The sequence below is a fragment of the Pseudomonas sp. M5 genome, assembly GCF_016907075.1.
GTDB lineage: Bacteria > Pseudomonadota > Gammaproteobacteria > Pseudomonadales > Pseudomonadaceae > Aquipseudomonas > Aquipseudomonas putida_E.
Genome location: NZ_JAFBBH010000001.1, coordinates 530,283 through 549,245, shown reverse-complemented (window position 1 = coordinate 549,245; position 18,963 = coordinate 530,283). Strand labels below are relative to the sequence as shown.

General features: G+C 64.9%; 21 protein-coding genes. 14 read left to right on the top strand and 7 right to left on the bottom strand.

Annotation, left to right across the window (positions count from 1 at the left end; translation table 11 throughout):
• Positions 1 to 4: 4 nt before the first annotated feature.
• From JOE27_RS02585 to JOE27_RS02575, 3 genes are all read right to left on the bottom strand, one after another.
• Positions 5 to 1,222, bottom strand: coding sequence for a PucR family transcriptional regulator (locus JOE27_RS02585; RefSeq protein ID WP_204917774.1), 1,218 nt, complete (start codon positions 1,220 to 1,222; stop codon positions 5 to 7).
• The gene (codB, locus tag JOE27_RS02580; RefSeq protein WP_174141456.1) at positions 1,219 to 2,484 is read right to left on the bottom strand and encodes a cytosine permease; all 1,266 of its coding nucleotides are present in this window, start codon (positions 2,482 to 2,484) and stop codon (positions 1,219 to 1,221) included. The genes JOE27_RS02585 and codB overlap by 4 nt, the downstream gene beginning before the upstream one ends.
• Before the next feature lie 240 nt (positions 2,485 to 2,724).
• Positions 2,725 to 3,354 carry a glutathione S-transferase gene (locus tag JOE27_RS02575; RefSeq protein ID WP_204917772.1) on the bottom strand — a complete coding sequence of 210 codons (630 nt, stop codon included), beginning with the start codon at positions 3,352 to 3,354 and terminating at the stop codon, positions 2,725 to 2,727.
• A 146-nt stretch (positions 3,355 to 3,500) separates the two neighbouring features.
• Between JOE27_RS02575 and JOE27_RS02570 the strand changes: the two genes are divergently transcribed.
• The 3 genes from JOE27_RS02570 to JOE27_RS02560 all read left to right on the top strand — a co-directional run bounded on the left by JOE27_RS02570 (position 3,501) and on the right by JOE27_RS02560 (position 5,824).
• On the top strand, positions 3,501 to 4,022 hold the full coding sequence (locus tag JOE27_RS02570; protein ID WP_204917769.1) for a GNAT family N-acetyltransferase: 522 nt from the start codon (positions 3,501 to 3,503) through the stop codon (positions 4,020 to 4,022).
• Between the two features lie 126 nt (positions 4,023 to 4,148).
• Entirely contained in the window at positions 4,149 to 4,466 is a 318-nt protein-coding gene (locus JOE27_RS02565) for a DUF2388 domain-containing protein (RefSeq protein WP_012314094.1), read from the top strand.
• A gap of 125 nt (positions 4,467 to 4,591) precedes the next feature.
• Positions 4,592 to 5,824: a M20/M25/M40 family metallo-hydrolase gene (locus JOE27_RS02560; protein ID WP_204917767.1), complete on the top strand. Its 1,233-nt coding sequence runs from the start codon at positions 4,592 to 4,594 to the stop codon at positions 5,822 to 5,824.
• Between the two features lie 60 nt (positions 5,825 to 5,884).
• Here the strand turns inward: JOE27_RS02560 and glcC are convergent, their stop codons facing one another.
• Positions 5,885 to 6,652, bottom strand: coding sequence for a transcriptional regulator GlcC (glcC, locus tag JOE27_RS02555; RefSeq protein ID WP_125922921.1), 768 nt, complete (start codon positions 6,650 to 6,652; stop codon positions 5,885 to 5,887).
• Between the two features lie 195 nt (positions 6,653 to 6,847).
• Here glcC and glcD point away from each other — a divergent pair, with 195 nt between their 5' ends.
• From glcD to JOE27_RS02530, 5 genes are all read left to right on the top strand, one after another.
• Positions 6,848 to 8,347 carry a glycolate oxidase subunit GlcD gene (gene glcD / locus JOE27_RS02550; RefSeq protein ID WP_204917765.1) on the top strand — a complete coding sequence of 500 codons (1,500 nt, stop codon included), beginning with the start codon at positions 6,848 to 6,850 and terminating at the stop codon, positions 8,345 to 8,347.
• On the top strand, positions 8,347 to 9,399 hold the full coding sequence (gene glcE, locus JOE27_RS02545) for a glycolate oxidase subunit GlcE (RefSeq protein WP_204917762.1): 1,053 nt from the start codon (positions 8,347 to 8,349) through the stop codon (positions 9,397 to 9,399). Before glcD ends, glcE begins: the two co-directional genes overlap by 1 nt.
• 9 nt (positions 9,400 to 9,408) lie before the next feature.
• Positions 9,409 to 10,644, top strand: a complete 1,236-nt coding sequence (gene glcF, locus JOE27_RS02540) for a glycolate oxidase subunit GlcF (RefSeq protein WP_204917760.1) — start codon at positions 9,409 to 9,411, stop codon at positions 10,642 to 10,644.
• Positions 10,637 to 11,038, top strand: a complete 402-nt coding sequence (locus JOE27_RS02535; RefSeq protein ID WP_046785513.1) for a heme-binding protein — start codon at positions 10,637 to 10,639, stop codon at positions 11,036 to 11,038. Before glcF ends, JOE27_RS02535 begins: the two co-directional genes overlap by 8 nt.
• Before the next feature lie 193 nt (positions 11,039 to 11,231).
• Positions 11,232 to 11,570 carry a hypothetical protein gene (locus tag JOE27_RS02530; RefSeq protein ID WP_125922916.1) on the top strand — a complete coding sequence of 113 codons (339 nt, stop codon included), beginning with the start codon at positions 11,232 to 11,234 and terminating at the stop codon, positions 11,568 to 11,570.
• Between the two features lie 232 nt (positions 11,571 to 11,802).
• Here the strand turns inward: JOE27_RS02530 and JOE27_RS02525 are convergent, their stop codons facing one another.
• Positions 11,803 to 12,813 carry an AraC family transcriptional regulator gene (locus JOE27_RS02525; RefSeq protein WP_119688803.1) on the bottom strand — a complete coding sequence of 337 codons (1,011 nt, stop codon included), beginning with the start codon at positions 12,811 to 12,813 and terminating at the stop codon, positions 11,803 to 11,805.
• A gap of 168 nt (positions 12,814 to 12,981) precedes the next feature.
• Here JOE27_RS02525 and JOE27_RS02520 point away from each other — a divergent pair, with 168 nt between their 5' ends.
• The 3 genes from JOE27_RS02520 to JOE27_RS02510 are packed head-to-tail and all read left to right on the top strand — an operon-like array spanning position 12,982 to position 15,622.
• On the top strand, positions 12,982 to 14,166 hold the full coding sequence (locus tag JOE27_RS02520; RefSeq protein ID WP_046785516.1) for an acetyl-CoA C-acyltransferase family protein: 1,185 nt from the start codon (positions 12,982 to 12,984) through the stop codon (positions 14,164 to 14,166).
• 13 nt (positions 14,167 to 14,179) lie between these two features.
• Complete coding sequence (locus tag JOE27_RS02515) at positions 14,180 to 15,028, top strand: 3-hydroxybutyryl-CoA dehydrogenase (RefSeq protein ID WP_204917758.1); 849 nt, start codon at positions 14,180 to 14,182, stop codon at positions 15,026 to 15,028.
• Positions 15,029 to 15,040: 12 nt separating this feature from the next.
• Entirely contained in the window at positions 15,041 to 15,622 is a 582-nt protein-coding gene (locus JOE27_RS02510) for a TetR/AcrR family transcriptional regulator (RefSeq protein ID WP_174141448.1), read from the top strand.
• A gap of 36 nt (positions 15,623 to 15,658) precedes the next feature.
• Here JOE27_RS02510 and JOE27_RS02505 read toward each other — a convergent pair whose 3' ends face one another.
• Positions 15,659 to 16,300, bottom strand: coding sequence for a DUF1109 domain-containing protein (locus JOE27_RS02505; RefSeq protein WP_204917756.1), 642 nt, complete (start codon positions 16,298 to 16,300; stop codon positions 15,659 to 15,661).
• Entirely contained in the window at positions 16,290 to 16,874 is a 585-nt protein-coding gene (locus JOE27_RS02500) for a sigma-70 family RNA polymerase sigma factor (RefSeq protein ID WP_119688800.1), read from the bottom strand. Before JOE27_RS02500 ends, JOE27_RS02505 begins: the two co-directional genes overlap by 11 nt.
• Positions 16,875 to 17,073: 199 nt before the next feature.
• On the opposite strand from JOE27_RS02500, the gene JOE27_RS02495 reads away from it, so the two are divergent.
• The 3 genes from JOE27_RS02495 to JOE27_RS02485 are packed head-to-tail and all read left to right on the top strand — an operon-like array spanning position 17,074 to position 18,954.
• Entirely contained in the window at positions 17,074 to 17,352 is a 279-nt protein-coding gene (locus JOE27_RS02495; RefSeq protein WP_115275101.1) for a DUF2282 domain-containing protein, read from the top strand.
• Between the two features lie 16 nt (positions 17,353 to 17,368).
• Positions 17,369 to 18,202: a DUF692 domain-containing protein gene (locus JOE27_RS02490; protein WP_204917754.1), complete on the top strand. Its 834-nt coding sequence runs from the start codon at positions 17,369 to 17,371 to the stop codon at positions 18,200 to 18,202.
• Positions 18,199 to 18,954, top strand: a complete 756-nt coding sequence (locus JOE27_RS02485; protein WP_204917752.1) for a DNA-binding domain-containing protein — start codon at positions 18,199 to 18,201, stop codon at positions 18,952 to 18,954. The genes JOE27_RS02490 and JOE27_RS02485 overlap by 4 nt, the downstream gene beginning before the upstream one ends.
• Positions 18,955 to 18,963: the final 9 nt, after the last annotated feature.

Here is an 18,963-nt window from a genome sequence, read left to right as displayed (position 1 = left end):
GGAGTTACTCCTTGCCTTGGGCTTCGGTCATGCGCCATATCAGCATAGCGACCGCAGCGTTCATACGGAAAAGCGGGTCGTCCAGGGACTGCCCGCTCAGTTGTTCGATGCGTTGCATCCGTTGGTTGATGGTGTTGCGGTGCAAACCCAGGCGCTGCCCGGCCTTGAGACCGTTGCCGTTTTCCTTGAGCAGCGCGTCGAGGGTGTGCAGCAGTGCGTTGGGCTGTTTACGCCCGGGGGCGCGCAGCGGGCCGAGGGTCTGGGCGACGAAGTCATCGATCAGCGAACGGTCGACGATGCCCTGCAGCAGGCGCAATACACCGAGCTCGCTGAAGTCGCACAAGCCGGTGGCCGGGCGCAGGTTTTGCGCCACCTCCAGGGCCTGACGCGCCTGGTTGAGGGCTTGGCGGTAATGGCCACAGTCCTCGGCGAGGCTCGACAGGCCCATGAACAGCCCCATCTCACCTGCCTGCGCGGCCAACTGCCGGTGCAGGCCGGCCAAGGCTGCACGCAAGTCCGGGGTATCGGGCAGCAGCAACACGAACAGGTCACCGGCCAGTTGCGCGGTGACCGCGCCGGCCCGGGCCCGGCACCAGGCTTCAAGCTGGTCTTCCAGGGTTTGGCGGGTGTCCTGCCACAGGCGTTCGCCTGTGGCCAGGCCATGCCGCTCGAACAGCCCGTCGACCGCCGACAAGCGCAACGCCACCAAACGCCGCGGCCCGTCCAGGTCGAGCTGCAGGTGCGCGGCCCGCTGGCGGGCGATGGCCAGGCTTGGATAGTCACCGGTCAGCAGTTGCCCGAGGATGTCGTTGCGCGAGCGGCGCACCTGGGCCATCTGTACCAGTGCGGTACCGATCAGGTGGGTGACCACCACCATCTTCAGGGCATAGGGCTGCTCGATCAGTGGCAGCCCCAACTGCTCGGCGCGCGCGATTACCGCGGCCGGAATACACTGGATGAAGGTACCGCCCGTGAGGATCACCATGCCGGCGATACCCACCGCATCGCCGTCTTCGACCAGGCTCAGCAGGTTGCCCTCGCCACGAGGGTGGTTGATGCCGGTGACGAACACCAGCTCACCGCCCATCACCCATTCGGCGATGCCCTCGTTCTCCGCCACGTAGGGCCAGCGCACCCGGCGCTGCAGGTTGCGTGCACCAGCCCGCACGCTCATCTCGTGCAGGCCGGGCAGGTGCAGGATCTCTTCCAGGGCCAGGCTCACGGCTCGGCCCGCGCCTGGCCCAGTGCCCGGCGTCGGCCGCCAAGTTCAAGCAGCACGATGTAGCACAGCGCCGAGGCGCCGATACCCACCAATGGCGCCACCCAGGGCGAGGCATAGGCCGCCAGCGCACCGACCCCATAGGCGAACAGCCCCAGCAGGTTGTAGCGCGGCAGGCTGACCGTGGCCAGGGCCGGATACTTGCCACGGTGGCGGTACCAGAAGTCGGCCATGATCACCCCACCCACCGGCGGGATGATCGAACCCAGCAATACCAGGAAGGGAATCAGCAACTCGTACATGCCACCGATCGCCAACACGATGCCTACTCCTGCCGCCACCAGTGTTGCCGTGCGCCGGCGTTCGCTGCGCACCAGGTGACACGCTGCGGCGGCAACGTTGTAGATGGTCGGCCCCTGGATGGTCCACAGGTTGAGGCAGAGCATGACCACCGCTGCGAACGACAGCCCTTGCAGCATCATCACTTCGACGATGTCGGCCTGCTGGTAGACCATCGCGCACCAGGCGCCGGCCACGACCATCAGCCCGTTGCCGAGCAGAAATGCCACCACACTGGCCGTCACCGCCACCCGCCCGCTGCGCGACAGGCGCGTCCAGTTGGTGGCTTGGGTGGCGCCGCTGGCAAAGGTGCCGAAGACCATGGTCACCGCTGCCGAGAAGGTCATGGTCTCATGCGGCACCAGCGCCGCCAGTTGCTGCAGGCCACCCACGTCGCGGGTGGCGATTACCATGGAGACGATCAACAGGGCGAACATCAGCGGTACCGATACCCGCGACAACAGGTCCAGCCCCTTGAAACCGACCAATGCCGTGATGCTGAAGCCCAACCCGAACAGCACCATCAACGGCACGGTGAAGCCCTCGGCCAGCCCAAGCAGCTTTACCAGCACGATCGCCACAGTGGCCGTGCCCCACGCATACCAGCCCAGTTCGGCGAAACCGAGCAGGAAGTCCGACAGCCGGCTGCCCGCCTCGCCGAAGCAGAAGCGCCCCATCAGTACAGTGTTGAGCCCGCTGCGCGAAGCGATGAACGCCAGCGCGGCGGCGTAAAGGGCCAGCAGCGTGTTGCCGAGGGTGGCGATCCAGAGCATGTCGATGAACCCGAAGGCCATGCCCAGCTTGCCCCCGGCGAACATCGTGCCGGTGAAGAAGGTGAAACTGAACAGGACCATGGCGATTGGCAAAAGGCCCTTGCGGGCGTGCTGCGGCGCCTCGCAAAGCGGGAATTCGGAGGGGGAACTCATTGTCAGGTGCTCCGGGTTTAGGTTGGAGCAGCTAGAGCAATATACGGGCCGCTTTTTGCTGGCCGATGTACGGCGAAATAGCAGGCGCACGGCATGACAAATAGTGTGCAGGTTGCACAGAATGGTCCGTTCTTGATGGTTTTTTATGTGCCTGTTGACTCAATTTGAGGCCGCCGCGCACCAAAGCAGGACGCGGCTGGGTAGTTTTCACCCGGCCGCCCTCAAGTACGACGCGGCCGATCAGACCGGCGCTGTGCGTGGCATCAGTTCATAGGGATGCTTCCAGCCCGGCAGCGCCTGGATACGCGCTTTCCACGCTTCAATATGGGTGAACTGTGCCAACGGGATGCCGGTATCTTCCGGCATGAACACATAGCCCGCCAGCGACAGGTCGGCGATGGTCAGGCGCCCATCGACCATATAGGGCGTTTTCGCCAGGTGCGCATCGACCACCCGGTAAGCAGCCGTGGCGCGCTCGCGAAGAAACTGGGTTACCGGTGTTTCGCCAGCGTTCTTCAGGCAGAAAATGAACCGCAGCGCCGCGTAATAGGCAGTGAACTTGTGGTTGTCGAACAGCATCCAGCGCCAGATTTCGCGCTTTTCGTTGTCATCGCGCGGGCCGAACTGGCCGGTGCGTTCGGCGAGGTATTCAAGGATCAGCGCCGACTGGGTGATCTTCTGGCCCGCATGCTCCAGCACCGGCACCTCGCCCTGCTCGTTGACCTCATTACGCCAGCTTTGCTCACGAGTCTGGCCGTTGAAGAAATCGACGAACACCGGCTGCCAGGCCTGGCCGGTGAGTTCGAGCATGAGGGCAGCTTTATAAGCATTACCGGATTCGGCGAAGCAGTGCAGTTTGTAGTCGGGCATGGTGGTCCTTCATTTTCCCAGGGTCGATGGCGCTGTTGGTGGGGATCGCAAATGGGTCGTCAAGCCGAGCAGACCACGCCCGCTCGACACGGTCAATGCAATACGCGCAAAGTAGAGTGATACCCCCTCATGCCAGGATGGCCCGTATGCCCTACCCCACACTCCCTTGCTCCCTGAGCACCCCGCGCACCCGCCTGGTGCGCCCCGACCCGGCCCTTGCAGCGCAACTGCGCCAGGCCCTGCTCGAAAGCTACACCCTGCACCAACCCTTCCTGGCCTGGGCCAAACCTGACTGGACGCTGCAGGAAGTGTGCGAGAGCCTGCAACTGAGTGCCCGTGAATTTCTCGACCCCGCAGCCGAAAAGCGGTACTTCGTGCTGCACGCGGACAGTGACGCAGTCATCGGCTGCATCGGCCTGCGCCCGGGCAACGCTGAGTACGAGGTAGGTTACTGGGCCAGCCAGGCGTTCAGTGGCAAGGGGCTGATGCGCGAAGCATTGACCGGCCTGCTCGATACCATCGCAACGCCGGTGTGGCTGACCACCGATATCGACAACCAGGCCAGCCAGCGCCTGGCAGAGCGCGCCGGTTTCGTCATAGCCGGCTCCAGGCTCACCGAACTCGATCCGAGCATGCCACGCCCGCTGTATCGACGCTCACCAGCATAAGGGCTGGAAGCTTTGTCAATCCGCGCTCGACGGTAATGTTCCACCAAGGGAACTACCACCCCAGTTGCGCCATCTTACTCACTGAGTGGTATTTCCCTTGGGCTTCACGCTATTGGAGAACACGCTATGCGCCACCTATTCCTCGCACCTGCATTGCTGCTCCTGCTGCCTGCAGGTGCTGCCATGGCCCGCGTCGATGCGGGCGACGTCGCTACCTCGGCCGGTGTATCCGCCTCGCTGTATTCGACTTTCAAGGATGACAAACGGATCATCCCCGCCCGTGACGAGTTGTCTGCATTCGTCGCCAGCGGTGGTGCTATTCGAGGCGCCTACGTGGAATCGGCGCTGGAACAGGCACGCAAGGACAATCCTGGCTTGCAGGCCAGCGATGAAGAGCTGGCTCGAGCCATATTGTCCCAAGATGACCCAATGGCTCACCACTGAGGCCTGTAGGCTTTCTCGCGGGCCGACCCGCCCCCTGCGGGTGCCCGCGAAAAGGCTGCAGTTGGCCGGGCAGGCACGCGCGTGAGGGGCTAGGCTCAACGGCTCACCACGACAAGGAAGAACCGATGCCTTTGCCCCGCCCTCCCCACGCCATCGCCCTGGCGCTTTTGATCGCCTGTACCCAGGCAACCGCTGCCCAACCTTCTCCCCAGGACCTGCTGATACAAGCCCAGGGCGAACAGGCAGCCTACCTTGAAACCCTCAAGAGCCTGGTTTCGGTCGACACCGGTACCGGCACAGAGCCCGGCCTTGCACAAGTCAGCGCCGCGCTGGTCAAGCGCCTCGAGGCATTGGATGCCCAGGTGCAGACCCACTCCGCCAAACCGTCAGTGGGCGACAACATCGTCGGCACCTTCAAAGGTACCGGCAGCAAAGATTTCCTGCTCATGGTCCACTACGACACCGTCTTCGTCCCTGGCACCGTGGCCAAGCGCCCGTTCCGCGTGGATGGCCCACGCGCCTACGGCCCGGGCGTTGCCGACGCCAAGGGTGGCGTGGCGATGATCCTGCATGCACTCAAACTGCTGCAACAGCAAGAGTTCAAGGGTTACCGCACGCTCACCGTGCTGTTCAACCCGGACGAGGAAATGGGTTCGGCCGGGTCGAAGCAGATCATCGCCGAACTGGCGCGCAAGCATGACTACGTGTTCTCTTACGAGCCACCGGACAAGGACGCCGTGACGGTCGCCACCAATGGCATCAACCGCCTCAGGCTCGAGGTCAAGGGCCGTGCCTCGCACGCAGGCTCGGCCCCCGAAGAGGGGCGCAACGCGTTGACCGAACTGGCCCACCAGTTGCTCCAGCTCAAAGACCTGGGTGATGCCAGCAAAGGCACCACGGTGAACTGGACCCTGGCCAAAGCCGGCGAAAAGGCCAACATCATCCCGGCATTGGCCACTGCCGAAGCGGACATGCGTTACTCGGATCTGAGCGAGACCGACCGGGTGCAGGGGGACGCTCAGCGCATCGTGAAAAAACTGCTGGTCGCCGATACCCAAGCGACCGTCACCGTCGAAAAAGGCCGCCCCCCCCTGGCACGCAATGACGCATCGGCGAAGCTGGCCCAGACTGCCCAGCAGCTGTATGCCGAGGTCGGCCACAAGATCGAGCCGATTGCCATGCGCTTCGGCACCGATGCCGGCTATGCCTACGTACCGGGCAGCGACAAGCCGGCGGTACTGGAAACCCTGGGCGTGGTCGGCGCGGGGCTGCATGGTGACGACGAGTACATCGAGCTGAGCAGTGTGGCGCCGCGCTTGTACCTGACGGTCGCGATGATTCGGCATCTGGCGCAATAATAAAGTTACTTCCACAACTGCCCTATGGGCCGCCGGCAATCCGGCGCCCTCAGGGTCACCTCACCCCCACCCGTCCATGCGCATCGTCGCCCGCACCAGCCGCTGCTCCTCCTGCTCGATCTCGCGCAAACTGTCGCGAATCCCGTTGATGTGTTCGCGCGCCGCCCGCTGCGCCTGCTCCGGCAATTGCTCCATCACTGCGTGATACAGCCGCGCATGTTGGCGGTCGATCTGGCGCTTCTGCGCGGGGCGGCAATACAGGTTGTTGACCGATGCGAACACCGTGTTCAAGGTCAGGTCGCTGAGCGACTGCAGGGTGTGCACCAGCACCGGGTTGTGCGAGGCCTCGCTGATCGCCCGGTGGAACGCATGGTCGCGGTGGGCGTGCTCACGCGCATCCAGCCCTTCGGGCGCTGCGTGGGCGGCGAGCATGTCTTCGTAGCGACGGCGGATCAGCAGGCGGTCCACATCGGTGGCACGCAACGCTGCCAGGCGTGCGGACTCGGCCTCGAGCAGCGCGCGCACTTCCAACAGGTCGAACAAAGTGCGCGGTTGCGAGCTGAACAGGTGCATCAGCGGGGTGACGCCCACCTGCTGCCCGGTCAGGTCGGCGACGAACGAACCGCGCCCCTGCTCGGTGTCGATGATGCCGCGCCCGCGCAGGATGCGCAGGCCTTCACGCAGTGCCGAGCGTGAACAGCCGAGCTTTTCCACCAGGCGTCGCTCCGAAGGCAAGGCCTGCCCCACCTTGAGCACACCCTCGACGATCAACCGTTCGACCCGCTCGGCAACCTGGTCGGCGACCTTGGCCTTGCCTTCAGCAACCATGTGCACCCCCTCAACTGGTAGGACCACTTCCATAGCCTGCGCCAATCTACGCATCCCAACCGGTAAATAACCAGCACCTGCCGGAAAAACTGGTAGGACCAGTGCGCTGCAGGCTCGACCTGAGGCAACGGGGCGCGCAGGCTGCGGGGTGAACGGTTTACCCACAACAACAAAAACTGCCGTTGAGTGAGCCTGATGAACATTCTCTACGACGAACGGGTCGATGGCGCGCTGCCTGCCGTGGACCAGCCGGCCCTGCTGCAGGCCTTGCGCGAAGCGCTGCCCGACCTTGAGATCCTGCATCGGGGCGAAGACCTCACACCTTACGAATGCGACGGCCTCTCTGCTTACCGCACCATGCCCCTGATGGTGGTGCTGCCCGAGCGTCTGGAGCAGGTGCAGACGCTGCTCAGGCTCTGCCATCTACGCGGCGTGCCCGTCGTGGCGCGTGGTGCCGGCACGGGCTTGTCAGGCGGCGCATTGCCACTGGCCAAGGGTATCCTGCTGGTCATGGCACGCTTCAACCGCATTCTTGAAGTCAACCCGCAAGGCCGTTTCGCCCGGGTTCAGCCGGGGGTGCGCAACCTGGCCATTTCCCACGCAGCGGCGCCCTATGGCCTTTACTACGCGCCCGACCCCTCTTCGCAAATCGCCTGCTCCATCGGCGGCAATGTCGCTGAAAACGCCGGAGGCGTGCACTGCCTGAAGTACGGTTTGACCGTACACAACCTGCTCAAGGTGGAGATCCTCACCGTCGAAGGCGAACGCCTGACCTTGGGCAGCGATGCCCTCGACAGCCCAGGCTTCGACCTGCTGGCACTGTTCACCGGTTCCGAAGGCATGCTCGGGATCGTCACCGAAGTGACCGTCAAACTGCTGCCCAAGCCCCAGGTCGCCCGGGTCCTGCTGGCCAGTTTCGACAGCGTGGAAGACGCCGGCCGGGCCGTGGCCGAAATCATCGCTGCCGGGATCATCCCCGGTGGCCTGGAAATGATGGACAACCTGGCGATCCGCGCCGCCGAAGACTTCATCCACGCCGGCTACCCGGTAGAGGCTGCGGCGATCCTTTTGTGCGAACTCGATGGTGTCGAGGCCGACGTGCAGGACGACTGCGAGCGTGTGGCAGCGGTACTGCAGCAGGCCGGCGCCCGCGAGGTGCGCCTGGCCTGCGACGAGGCCGAGCGCGTGCGCTTCTGGGCAGGCCGCAAGAACGCATTCCCTGCGGTGGGGCGCATCTCGCCGGACTACTACTGCATGGACGGGACCATCCCGCGCCGCGAACTGCCGCGCGTGCTCAAGGGCATCAGCGAACTGTCCGCGCAGTACGGCCTGCGCGTTGCCAACGTGTTCCACGCCGGCGACGGCAACATGCACCCACTGATCCTGTTCGATGCCAACCTGCCCGGCGAACTGGAACGCGCCGAAGTCATCGGCGGGCGCATCCTTGAACTGTGCGTGGCAGTGGGCGGCAGCATCACCGGCGAACATGGCGTAGGCCGCGAGAAAATCAACCAGATGTGCGCGCAGTTCAACAGCGACGAAATCACCCTGTTCCATGCCGTGAAGGCAGCGTTCGATCCCAAAAGGCTGCTCAACCCGGGCAAGAACATCCCCACCCTGCACCGCTGCGCCGAGTTCGGTGCCATGCATGTGCACCACGGGCAACTGCCCTTCCCTGACCTGGAGCGCTTCTGATGAGCCTGGACCGCGACATGAGCCAGGACCTGCTCGAACAGGTCAACCAGGCCTTGAACCTGAACACCCCGCTGCGCATTCAGGGCAGCAACAGCAAAGCCATGCTGGGGCGCCCGGTGGTCGGGGAGCTCGTCGATACCCGCGGCCACCGCGGCATCGTCAGTTACGACCCGACCGAGCTGGTGCTCACCGCTCGCGCCGGTACGCCACTGCAAGAGATCGAGGCGGCGCTGTTCGAGGCCGGGCAGATGCTGCCGTGCGAACCGCCCCACCTCGGCGCCGGGGCGACCCTGGGCGGCATGGTAGCAGCGGGGCTGTCCGGGCCGCGTCGGCCCTGGGCCGGGTCGGTACGCGACTACGTACTCGGCACGCGGGTCATTACCGGCCACGGCAAGCTGCTGCGCTTTGGCGGTGAGGTGATGAAAAACGTCGCCGGTTACGACGTCTCGCGGCTGATGGCCGGCAGCTTCGGCTGCCTGGGCCTGCTGACCGAAGTGTCGCTGAAGGTGCTGCCACGGCCCCGGCAATGCCTGAGCCTGCGCCTGCCGATGGACCGCCATCAGGCCCTGGCCGAACTGGCCGAATGGGGTCAGCAGCCGTTGCCGATCAGCGCAGCCTGCCACGACGGCGAAGCACTGTACCTGCGCCTGGAAGGCGGTGAGGGCTCGGTGCAATCGGCCCGCCAGCGCCTGGGCGGCGACGTGCTCGACAGCCCGTTCTGGAGTGACCTGCGCGAGCAGCGCCTGGCCTTCTTCGAGGGCCCCGAACCGCTGTGGCGCCTGTCGTTGCCCATTGCCACCGCCGAACTGGACCTGCCGGGGCGCCAGCTGATCGACTGGGGCGGCGCGCAGCGCTGGCTGAAGTCCAACGCCCCCGCAACGGCGATCCGCGAGCTGGCGGCCAAGGCCGGCGGCCACGCCACCGGCTATGCCCAAGGCGAGCACAGCAGTGCACCACTGCCGGCCGCGCTGATGCGTTATCACCACGCCCTCAAGCAACAACTCGACCCCCAGGGCCTGTTCAACCCTGGCCGCCTGTACCCGGACCTGTGAGGCCACGCCATGCAAACCAACCTGAGCGACAGCGCCAAGCGCCTGGCACGCGCCGAAGAGGCGCAGAGCATCCTGCGCGCGTGTGTGCACTGTGGCTTCTGCACAGCCACCTGCCCCACCTACCAGTTGCTCGGCGATGAACTGGACGGACCGCGCGGGCGTATCTACCTGATCAAGCAAGTGCTCGAAGGTGCGCCGGTCACCGCAAGCACTCAACTGCACCTGGACCGCTGCCTGACCTGCCGCAACTGTGAGACCACCTGCCCGTCAGGGGTCAAATACCATGACCTGCTGGACATCGGCCGCGCCGTGGTCGAGCAGCAAGTGCCCCGCCCGGTCGGCCAGCGCCTGCTGCGCCAAGGTTTACGCGCAGTGGTGCCGCGCCCGGCGCTGTTCAAGGCGCTGACCCGCGCAGGCCAAGCCCTGCGCCCAGTCCTGCCGGGCCCACTCAAGCGCAAGTTGCCCGCCCAGGTGGCCTCCCCTGGCAAACGCCCGGCGGTGCGCCACGCGCGCCGCGTGCTGCTGCTTGAAGGCTGCGTGCAGCCGGCCCTGTCGCCCAACACCAACGCCGCCACCGCGCGGTTGCTGGACCGCCTGGGCATCAGCGTGGAACCTGCATTCGAAGCTGGCTGCTGTGGCGCGGTTGATTACCACCTCAATGCCCAGGAGCAAGGCCTGCAGCGTGCCCGGCGCAACATCGATGCCTGGTGGCCCGCCATCGAAGCGGGCGCCGAAGCCATCGTGCAGACCGCCAGCGGCTGCGGCGCCTTCGTGCGTGACTACGGCCACCTGCTGGATAAGGATCCGCTTTACGCGGCCAAGGCAGCGCGGGTCAGCGCGCTGTCACGCGATTTGGTGGAAGTGCTGCGCGACGAGCCGGTCGAGCAACTGGGCGTGTGCGCCGAACAACGCCTGGCCGTTCATTGCCCGTGCACCCTGCAGCACGCCCTCAAGCTCGGCGGCCAGGTGGAGAGCCTGCTGGCCCGGCTTGGCTTCACCCTCACCGCAGTGCCCGACGGCCATTTGTGCTGCGGCTCTGCCGGGACCTACTCGCTGACCCAGCCCGAACTGTCGCGGCAACTGCGCGACAACCGACTCAACGCGCTGGAAAGCGGCAAGCCGCAACTCATCGCCACCGCCAACATCGGTTGTCAGACCCACCTCGATGGCGCCGGACGCACACCGGTACGGCACTGGATCGAAATCGTCGAAGCAGCCCTGAACCAGGAGAACAGCCATGCATAGCAAGTCCGTGATCGGCCAGGTCGAAGTTGCCCGCCTGCTTGCAGCCGCCCGCCAGGAGGCCCTGGCGCACCAGTGGAAGGTCACCATCGCGGTGGTCGACGACGGCGGCCATCCGCTTGGCCTGGAGCGCATGGACGGCTGCGCGGCAGCCAGCGCCTACATCGCCGTTGAAAAGGCTCGCAGCTCGGCCTTGGGCCGCAAGGAAACGCGCGATTACGAACAGATGGTCAACGGCGGGCGCACCGCGTTCGTCACCGCGCCGCTGCTGACCAGCCTGGAGGGCGGCGTGCCATTGCGGGTGGATGGCCAGGTGGTCGGCGCCATCGGTGTATCCGGGGTCAAGCCTGAACAGGATGCCCAAGTGGCCAAGGCCGGAGCGGCGGCCATCACGTAATCCGCGCCTTGACAGCTCACCGCCAACAGAAGAGCCGGGCCGCGGTTGGCTTTTGCAGGTCGACCGCTTGCAAGCCACCCAGCACCTCTCTACACGTTCAGAAAATTCCTACCCAACCTCTCGGAAGCGTCCTACTTGCCGCGCACCACCATGGGAAACATGATCGGCACTTGTGTCCCAGAGGAAGCTGCGCATGCATCCACACACCCGCACCACTGCCGAGTTGCGCAGCGCCCTGCGCGAGCTGCTGGCCCATGATGTCAGCAACCCTGACGACGACCCGCACTGGTCGGGAGTACTGTTCTTTTGTGCCACCGACGAGCGCACGCGGGGGCTGATCGAACGCATCGAGTTGCTGGCCAGCGAGTTGTTTTTCGACGCATGTGGCCGCCTCATCGCGCACCGCATCCGTAACATCGCTGTCGAGGGCGTTTGCATCAAGCAAAAGCGCAAGGCCCCAGCCGATGAGACGGTGATCCGCATTGCGCTGCTGGACAAGGGCTATATCACGGTGAGTACCGCACGATTCTGAAGCCAGCAGGCGACTGGGACGCTGCTGCGGTGCCGTTGATTCATGTTTGCCTTGCTTTGTTTTTCTTTTGCTTTTGCTTCTAAGTGCGCGGTATGCCAGGCACCGCCGATTGCGACTTCAGGAGGCCGAGCGCAGGTCTTGCGCAGGGAGGTGACGGGCATGGATGCCCGTCAAGCGCTTCGGCCCATGGCTGGGCCGTGCAGGCGCTGAGGCCGGCCAGGCTGGGCCAACGCTACTGCCCAACCAACCTAGCCCGATATCTCCCCGGGCTTTGCCCCGTCCACTTCTTGAACGCCCGATGAAACGCACTGGGCTCCTGAAACCCCGCCTGCTCGGCGATTTCAGCAATGCTCATCACCCCCTCACGCAAACGCTCGAACGCCATGGCGCGACGCACCTCATCCTTGATCTGCTGATACGAACGCCCTTCGCGCTCCAACTGGCGGCGGAAAGTGCTGGCACTGATCCCCTGATGCTCAGCCAGGGCCGCCAGCGTCGGCCATTGCCCATAGCGCCGGGCACGCAGATGCCGGTACACCTGGGCCACCAACCCATTCTGGTTGCGAAAGCGGATCACCAGGCCCTGGGGCGCGCTACGCAGGAAGGTTTTCAGACCGGCCAGGTCCTGGACCACCGGCAGACGCAGATAAGCGCTGTCGAACTCAACCTCGGTGCGCCCGCTGCCCAGACGCAAGTCCGGCCCCCACAGCAGCAGGTCGTCGTCCTGGGCCGGGCGCGCCACTGCAAGCTCGGTGCGGTCGATGGCCAGACGGCGCCCGGCCAGCCAGCACAGCAGGCCAACCACCAGCACCAGATAGGTCTCCTCGGCATAAACCCGGGTCAACGGGTCGGCAATGTCCGAGTGCACGCTGATCACAGCCCGCCCGGCGCGCACCGTCAGGCTGCCGCGCAGGTCATGCAGGAACAGGCTGAAATTGCCCAAGCATTGGCGCAGTGCCTTGTCCAGGTTCGGCTCCTGGATAAGGCCGCGGCAGATCAGGGCAAAGCTGCCCAGCGGCATGCCATGGCTGTCGAGGCGAAAGAACTCATCGTCCAGCAGCTGGATCTGCGTCAGCCATAGTTGGGCGAACGCCTTGGCCGGTACGCGGGCCTGTGGCTGATCGAGCAGCGCCGGGTCGATGCCCACCGCACGCAGATGGGCGTCACGCACCAAGGGCTGGTCGCGCAGGGCATGAAACATGGCATTGAGAAAGTACACGGCGACCGAATCGCTATCGCGCATGGCGTTATTCGCTGTCTATGCTGAGTGGCAAAAAGTGCCAGGTTGACTGAACAGATCCGGCATAGGCTGGAACAGGGCCTTTGCCTAGACTCGGACTCAACGAGGGAGCGCCGGCCATTCTCGCAGAGCCTGGCCCGCTCCCGCCATGCCTTCGCAATCGGAGCCTCTATGAGCAGCGCAGAAATCTACGTCGTCAGTGCCGTCCGTTCCGCCATCGGTGGTTTTGGTGGCTCGCTCAAGGACCTGCCGCTGGCAGACCTCGCCACCGCCATCAGCCGCGCCGCCCTCGAGCGCTCGGGCGTAGCCCCTGAGCAGGTCGGCCATGTAGTCATGGGTAATGTCATCCCCACCGAGCCACGCGATGCTTACCTGTCGCGGGTCGCCGCGATGAACGCTGGCATCCCCAAGGAAACCCCGGCGTTCAACGTCAACCGCCTGTGCGGTTCGGGCCTTCAGGCCATCGTTTCCGCTACCCAGTGCCTGCTGCTGGGTGATGCCGATGTGGCCCTGGCCGCCGGTGCCGAGTCCATGAGCCGTGGCCCTTACTTGCTGCCACAGGCCCGCTGGGGTGCGCGCATGGGCGACCTGCAAGGCATCGACTACACCGTCGGCGTTCTGCAGGACCCGTTCGAACACTTCCACATGGGCATCACGGCGGAAAATGTCGCCGCCAAGCACGGCATCACCCGCCAGATGCAGGATGAACTGGCCCTGACCAGCCAGCGCCGCGCCGCCCGTGCCATCGCTGAAGGGCGCTTCGCCAGCCAGATCGTGCCGCTGGAACTGAAAACCCGCAAAGGCACCGTCGAGTTCGCCGTTGACGAACACGTACGCGGCGATGTGACCGCCGAACAGCTGGCCGGCATGAAGACCGTCTTCAAGAAAGACGGCACCGTTACCGCCGGCAACGCCAGCGGCATCAACGACGGCGCTGCCGGCCTGGTGCTGGCGACCGGTGACGCCGTACGCCGCCTGGGCCTCAAGCCGCTGGCGCGCCTGGTGGCCTACGCCCATGCCGGCGTCGAGCCCGAGCTGATGGGCCTGGGGCCGATTCCGGCAACACGCAAAGCGCTGGAAAAGGCCGGCCTGAACATCAGCGACCTGGACGTGATCGAGTCCAATGAAGCCTTCGCCGCCCAAGCCTGTGCCGTGGCCCGCGCGCTGGACTTCGACCCGCAGAAGGTCAACCCGAACGGGTCCGGCATTTCCCTGGGCCACCCGGTGGGTGCCACCGGGGCGATCATTGCCACCAAGGCCATCCATGAACTGCAGCGCATTCAGGGCCGCTACGCGTTGGCCACCATGTGCATTGGCGGCGGCCAGGGCATCGCCGTCGTCTTCGAGCGCGTCTGAGGGAACTTGCAACATGAGCATTGAACAGATCGCCGTGATCGGCGCCGGCACCATGGGCAACGGCATCGCGCAAGTCTGCGCGGTGGCCGGCTATCAGGTGCTGCTGGTGGATGTCGCCGAGGCCGCACTAGAGCGCGGCGTCGCCACCCTGAGCAAAAACCTGGAGCGCCAGGTCAACAAGGGTACCCTCGATGCTGAGCGCGCCAGCGCAGCCAAAGCGCGCATCAGCACCAGCACCGATTATGCCCGCTTGAGCACTGCGCAACTGGTGATCGAGGCGGCGACCGAAAACCTGCAGCTCAAGCAACGCATCCTCCAGCAAGTGGCTGCCAACGTGGCGCCCGATTGCCTGATTGCCACCAACACCTCGTCACTGTCGGTGACCCAGCTGGCGGCCAGTATCGAGCACCCTGCGCGGTTCATCGGCGTGCACTTCTTCAACCCGGTGCCGATGATGGCCCTGGTCGAGATCATCCGTGGCCTGCAAACCAGCGACAGCACCTATGCCCAGGCCCTGCTGGTTACCGAGAAGCTCGGCAAGACGCCGATCACTGCCGGTAACCGCCCGGGCTTCGTGGTCAACCGCATCCTGGTGCCGATGATCAACGAAGCGATCTTCGTGCGCCAGGAGGGCCTGGCCAGTGCCGAAGACATCGACACCGGCATGCGCCTGGGTTGCAACCAGCCGATCGGCCCGCTGGCGCTGGCCGACCTGATTGGCCTGGACACCTTGCTGGCGATCATGGAAGCCTTCCATGAGGGCTTCAACGACAGCAAGTACCGCCCTGCCCCACTGCTAAGGGAAATGGTCGCGGCCGGCTGGCTGGGGCGCAAGAGCGGCCGCGGCTTCTTCACCTACTGAGGAGCTAACAGCATGCCCCCGGTCAATGCCGCGATGCGCTGTGCCAATTTTGAAGAGCGACGTGACCGGGCCATGGCGCTGTTCGCCGAGAAGGGCTTCGGCCAGGTGAGCATGCGCGAACTGGCGGCACATCTGGGCGTGACCGCAGGTTCGCTGTATCACCACTTCCCGAGCAAGCAGGACTTGCTGTACGACCTGATCGAAGAGTTGTACGAGGAGCTGCAGGCAACGCTGGAGCTTGGCCGCCGTGCTACAGCGCGCGGCGGTTCGGCGTTGGCTTGCCTGATTGCAGCGCACTGGCAACTGCATGCCGAACGGCCCCTGCAGTTTCGCCTGGCCGCACGGGACTTCTGCTGCCTGAGCGAAGCGCAGCAAACGCGCCTGGCGTTGTTGCGCAAACGTTACGAGACAGGGTTGCTGCGGTTGATCGCACCGCAGGCGAAACTGCCCGACGCAGCATTGGCGGCGACGGCGCAGGTGGTGGCGACGTTGCTCAACCAGTTGCCTGGAATGCTGAAGGCTTTGCCTGAGGAACAAGGGTTGGGGTTGATGGAAAGCCTGCTGGTTGGGGGAATTGAGCGAACATTGCGCTAGCCCACCGTATCGCCCGATCAGCCAGGCTCTACATCTTCACCACCTCAACAAACGCGGGCCAAGCACTGCTCCCGTCAGCGTGGGCACCAACATCCCCAGCACGTACCAGGTCCCCCAGAACGGCACCTGCATTTCCGGGCAGTGCAGGCAGTAAACCAAGGTTGCGGTCGCACCGGCGAGCAGGCCCGCGGCTGCGCCAGCCTGGCGCAGCCGCGTCGGTGCCAGGCCACGCAATGCCCAGAACAGGGTGATGAACACCGGCACGCACAGCAGCGTGATGTTCAACGCACAGGTGCGCCAGGTACGCCCAAAGATCAAATCGGCACGGGCTTCGACCGGAGCCCCGAACAGGCTGATCGCTGCTCCCAGCCAGACCAGCAGCAACGGTAGCCCGAGCAGTTGCCACACCATCCCGCCGCGCACGCCGGGCCTGGCCAGGCGCTGCGTCAACCACAGCCCGAGCAGCGCCAGGCTGGCGGGCAAGGCCAGCTTGGCCCAGAACAGCGGCGTACGCGCCACTTCGGCAAGGTCGCTGCGCACGCCATAGACGGCCACCGTCATCAGCACCGCAGCCAGTGTGCCTGCAAGCAACGCCAACGCCAGGCGCCGTGCCAGCGCATGACGGCCCACCGGCGCCTCACCAGCAGCCAGCAGGGTAATCAGTTCATCAGTCTTCATGCTCTTCACTGCCTCGAATCAGCTTGGCCAGCGCCTTGAGCCCCCGGTGTATGCCCACCTTGACCGCCGAACAGGACAACCCGGTGATACGCGCAGTCTCCTCCACCGACAGCCCTTCGAGCTTGACGTGGACGATGGGCAAGCGCTGGCGCGCCGGCAACCGCCCCAGCAGCTTGCCCAGGTCGCGATTGGCCTGGGCAGGCGCTTCATCACTGGTGGCGAACAGGTCACTGTCGTCTTCCAGCACCTCGTGCAACGCGTCGTGATGCGCATAGCGGCGCAGGTAATCTGCCAGCTTGTAACGGGCAATCGCCTGTACCCACGCCGTCAGCGGCTGTTGCGGCTGGTAGGTATGACGTGCGTTATGCACGGCCAGCAACACTTCCTGCAGCAAGTCTTCGATTTCGGCCGGGCGCTGCTGCAGCCGCCGCCGCAGAAACCCACGCACATGCAGCGCCAGCGCCGCAAGGAATTCGCGGTAGGCCCGTGCATCGCCCGCCAGCCCGCGCAGCAGCAAGGCCTGCAACTGCGCCTCGCGTGCGCCGAGGTGGTCCTGAGAGTTAGTTCGTTGCATGGGGGGCCAAGGTTACACCGTCTGTAGTTTTTTCTTTTATCGAACCTTAGCCGCTGCTGCGCTTTTCAGCGTATGGGTCAGGGCAAATGCAGCAACCTGAAAATATTTTCGAGGGCCTGTAACCGCAGCAGCGGCCACCGCGAACTAGTCCATGAGCCTTCGGTACATCACCACGGCCCCATTCTCTGGAGACACCCCCATGAATACCCTCGCCCTTACCACTGCCGCCCTGGCCCTTGCTTCCATGGCCAGCGTCGCCACCGCCGCCGATACCACCAGCAACGGTGCAGCCATGGAAAAATGCTACGGCGTCGCCATGGCCGGCAAGAACGACTGCAAAGCCGGTGCCGGCACCAGTTGCGCAGGCAGCTCCAAAAAAGACTACGACGCCATGGCCTGGAAAAACGTCCCGGCCGGCACCTGCACCTCGATCAAGACGCCCAATGGCATGGGTTCACTGACCCCGATCAAGTCTTGAGCAGAGGCCGCCGACCATGAACCGAACTGCCCCTCTGGGCGCCGGGCTCGGGCTCAAGCCTGAACACTTTGCCCAGGCCTTGGCCTGCGACGCCGACGGCCTTTGGTACGAGGTGCATCCAGAGAACTACATGGTCGGCGGGCCGCGCCTGGCGTGGCTGCAGCGCATGGCCGAACGCCATGCGCTGTCGCTGCACGGCGTTGCCCTGTCACTGGCAGCGGACGCCGAACCGGACATCACCCACCTGCGCCGGTTGCGCGTGCTGATCGACCAGGTAAACCCGGTGCTGGTGTCGGAGCACCTGGCCTGGTCCACCTGGCGTGACCAGTATCACCCCGACCTGCTGCCGTTCCCCCGCAGCCACGAAGCCTTGGCACGCATCAGTGACAATATCCTGCGCACCCAGGATGCCCTGGGGCGCTGCATCGCCATCGAAAACCCCAGCCACTACCTGCAACTGCAAGGGCACGACCTGGACGAAATCGAGTTCCTCGGCGAGCTGGTGCGCCGCACCGGCTGCACGCTGTTGCTGGACATCAACAATGTTCATGTCAGCGCCCACAACCTGGGTTTCAACGCCCAGGGCTACCTCGACCGCTTCCCGGCCCATGCCATCAGCGAAGTGCACCTGGCCGGCCACAGCCACGACGACCAAGGCACACTGCTCATCGACTCACACGATGCAGCCATTGCCGAACCGGTCTGGGCCTTGTACCGCCGGCTGATCGCGCGCATCGGCGCGCGCCCGACACTGATCGAACGCGACGGCAACCTCCCCGCCTTCGATGAACTGCTTGCCGAACGGGCGATTGCCCAGTCGACCCTCGACCACGCAGGAGCCTTGCCATGAACCTGCCACTTGGCCAGTTCCAGGATGCCTTCATCGACGCACTCTACCTGCGCCCTGCTCCGCTGCTGCACAACCTGACACGCCAACCGGCGTTCGCGGTCTACCGCAATACCGTGATCGCCGGCTGCGTGGACGCACTGCGCGCCAACTTTCCCAGTGTCGAAACATTGGTCGGCGCCGACTGGATGCAGCAAACCGCTGCCGCCTACGCACAACACACCCCACCTGACGACGCACGGCTGATCCGCTACGGTGCGACGTTCGCGGCGTTTCTGCAAGACAGCCAGGCCAGCCACGGCCTGCCCTACCTGGCCGATGTCGCACGCCTGGACTGGCATTGGTGCGAAGTGTTCAGCGCCATCGAGCAACCTTGCCTGGCCCTGGCCGACCTGGCAGGCATGACGGCCAGTGACCTGGGTCGCAGCCACCTGCGGCCGCGCCAGAACGTGCGCTGGCAGTGGTTCGCCGCTAACCCGGCACTTAGCCTGTGGCGCTGCAGCCGCGAAGGCCTGCCATGGCCACAGTCGCAACCCTGGGTGGCAGAAGGCGCACTGTTGAGCGCCGACCAGGACGGCGTGAACCATCAGCCACTCGAGGCCGGTGGCTGCACGTTCCTGGATGCCTGCGCAGCCGGTCACACACTGGAAGGCGCCTCGCAACTTGCCCTGCAACGCCAGCCTGGCCTCGACTTCACCAGCCTGCTCGGTCGCCTGATGCAGGCCCGGGTCTTTCTCCCGCTTTCATTCGATTGAAGGAACGGC

What these genes read in the sequence shown, in the direction of transcription:
- glcE (WP_204917762.1), top strand. Translation starts at nt 8,347, where the DNA reads ATGAGCCTGGACCGCGACATGAGCCAGGACCTGCTCGAACAGGTCAAC.
- JOE27_RS02565 (WP_012314094.1), top strand. Translation starts at nt 4,149, where the DNA reads ATGCGCCACCTATTCCTCGCACCTGCATTGCTGCTCCTGCTGCCTGCA.
- JOE27_RS02525 (WP_119688803.1), bottom strand. Translation starts at nt 12,813, where the DNA reads ATGCGCGATAGCGATTCGGTCGCCGTGTACTTTCTCAATGCCATGTTT.
- JOE27_RS02560 (WP_204917767.1), top strand. Translation starts at nt 4,592, where the DNA reads ATGCCTTTGCCCCGCCCTCCCCACGCCATCGCCCTGGCGCTTTTGATC.
- JOE27_RS02505 (WP_204917756.1), bottom strand. Translation starts at nt 16,300, where the DNA reads ATGAAGACTGATGAACTGATTACCCTGCTGGCTGCTGGTGAGGCGCCG.
- JOE27_RS02500 (WP_119688800.1), bottom strand. Translation starts at nt 16,874, where the DNA reads ATGCAACGAACTAACTCTCAGGACCACCTCGGCGCACGCGAGGCGCAG.
- JOE27_RS02510 (WP_174141448.1), top strand. Translation starts at nt 15,041, where the DNA reads ATGCCCCCGGTCAATGCCGCGATGCGCTGTGCCAATTTTGAAGAGCGA.
- JOE27_RS02520 (WP_046785516.1), top strand. Translation starts at nt 12,982, where the DNA reads ATGAGCAGCGCAGAAATCTACGTCGTCAGTGCCGTCCGTTCCGCCATC.
- JOE27_RS02535 (WP_046785513.1), top strand. Translation starts at nt 10,637, where the DNA reads ATGCATAGCAAGTCCGTGATCGGCCAGGTCGAAGTTGCCCGCCTGCTT.
- JOE27_RS02575 (WP_204917772.1), bottom strand. Translation starts at nt 3,354, where the DNA reads ATGCCCGACTACAAACTGCACTGCTTCGCCGAATCCGGTAATGCTTAT.
- codB (WP_174141456.1), bottom strand. Translation starts at nt 2,484, where the DNA reads ATGAGTTCCCCCTCCGAATTCCCGCTTTGCGAGGCGCCGCAGCACGCC.
- JOE27_RS02485 (WP_204917752.1), top strand. Translation starts at nt 18,199, where the DNA reads ATGAACCTGCCACTTGGCCAGTTCCAGGATGCCTTCATCGACGCACTC.
- JOE27_RS02530 (WP_125922916.1), top strand. Translation starts at nt 11,232, where the DNA reads ATGCATCCACACACCCGCACCACTGCCGAGTTGCGCAGCGCCCTGCGC.
- JOE27_RS02490 (WP_204917754.1), top strand. Translation starts at nt 17,369, where the DNA reads ATGAACCGAACTGCCCCTCTGGGCGCCGGGCTCGGGCTCAAGCCTGAA.
- JOE27_RS02570 (WP_204917769.1), top strand. Translation starts at nt 3,501, where the DNA reads ATGCCCTACCCCACACTCCCTTGCTCCCTGAGCACCCCGCGCACCCGC.
- glcC (WP_125922921.1), bottom strand. Translation starts at nt 6,652, where the DNA reads ATGGTTGCTGAAGGCAAGGCCAAGGTCGCCGACCAGGTTGCCGAGCGG.
- glcF (WP_204917760.1), top strand. Translation starts at nt 9,409, where the DNA reads ATGCAAACCAACCTGAGCGACAGCGCCAAGCGCCTGGCACGCGCCGAA.
- glcD (WP_204917765.1), top strand. Translation starts at nt 6,848, where the DNA reads ATGAACATTCTCTACGACGAACGGGTCGATGGCGCGCTGCCTGCCGTG.
- JOE27_RS02515 (WP_204917758.1), top strand. Translation starts at nt 14,180, where the DNA reads ATGAGCATTGAACAGATCGCCGTGATCGGCGCCGGCACCATGGGCAAC.
- JOE27_RS02495 (WP_115275101.1), top strand. Translation starts at nt 17,074, where the DNA reads ATGAATACCCTCGCCCTTACCACTGCCGCCCTGGCCCTTGCTTCCATG.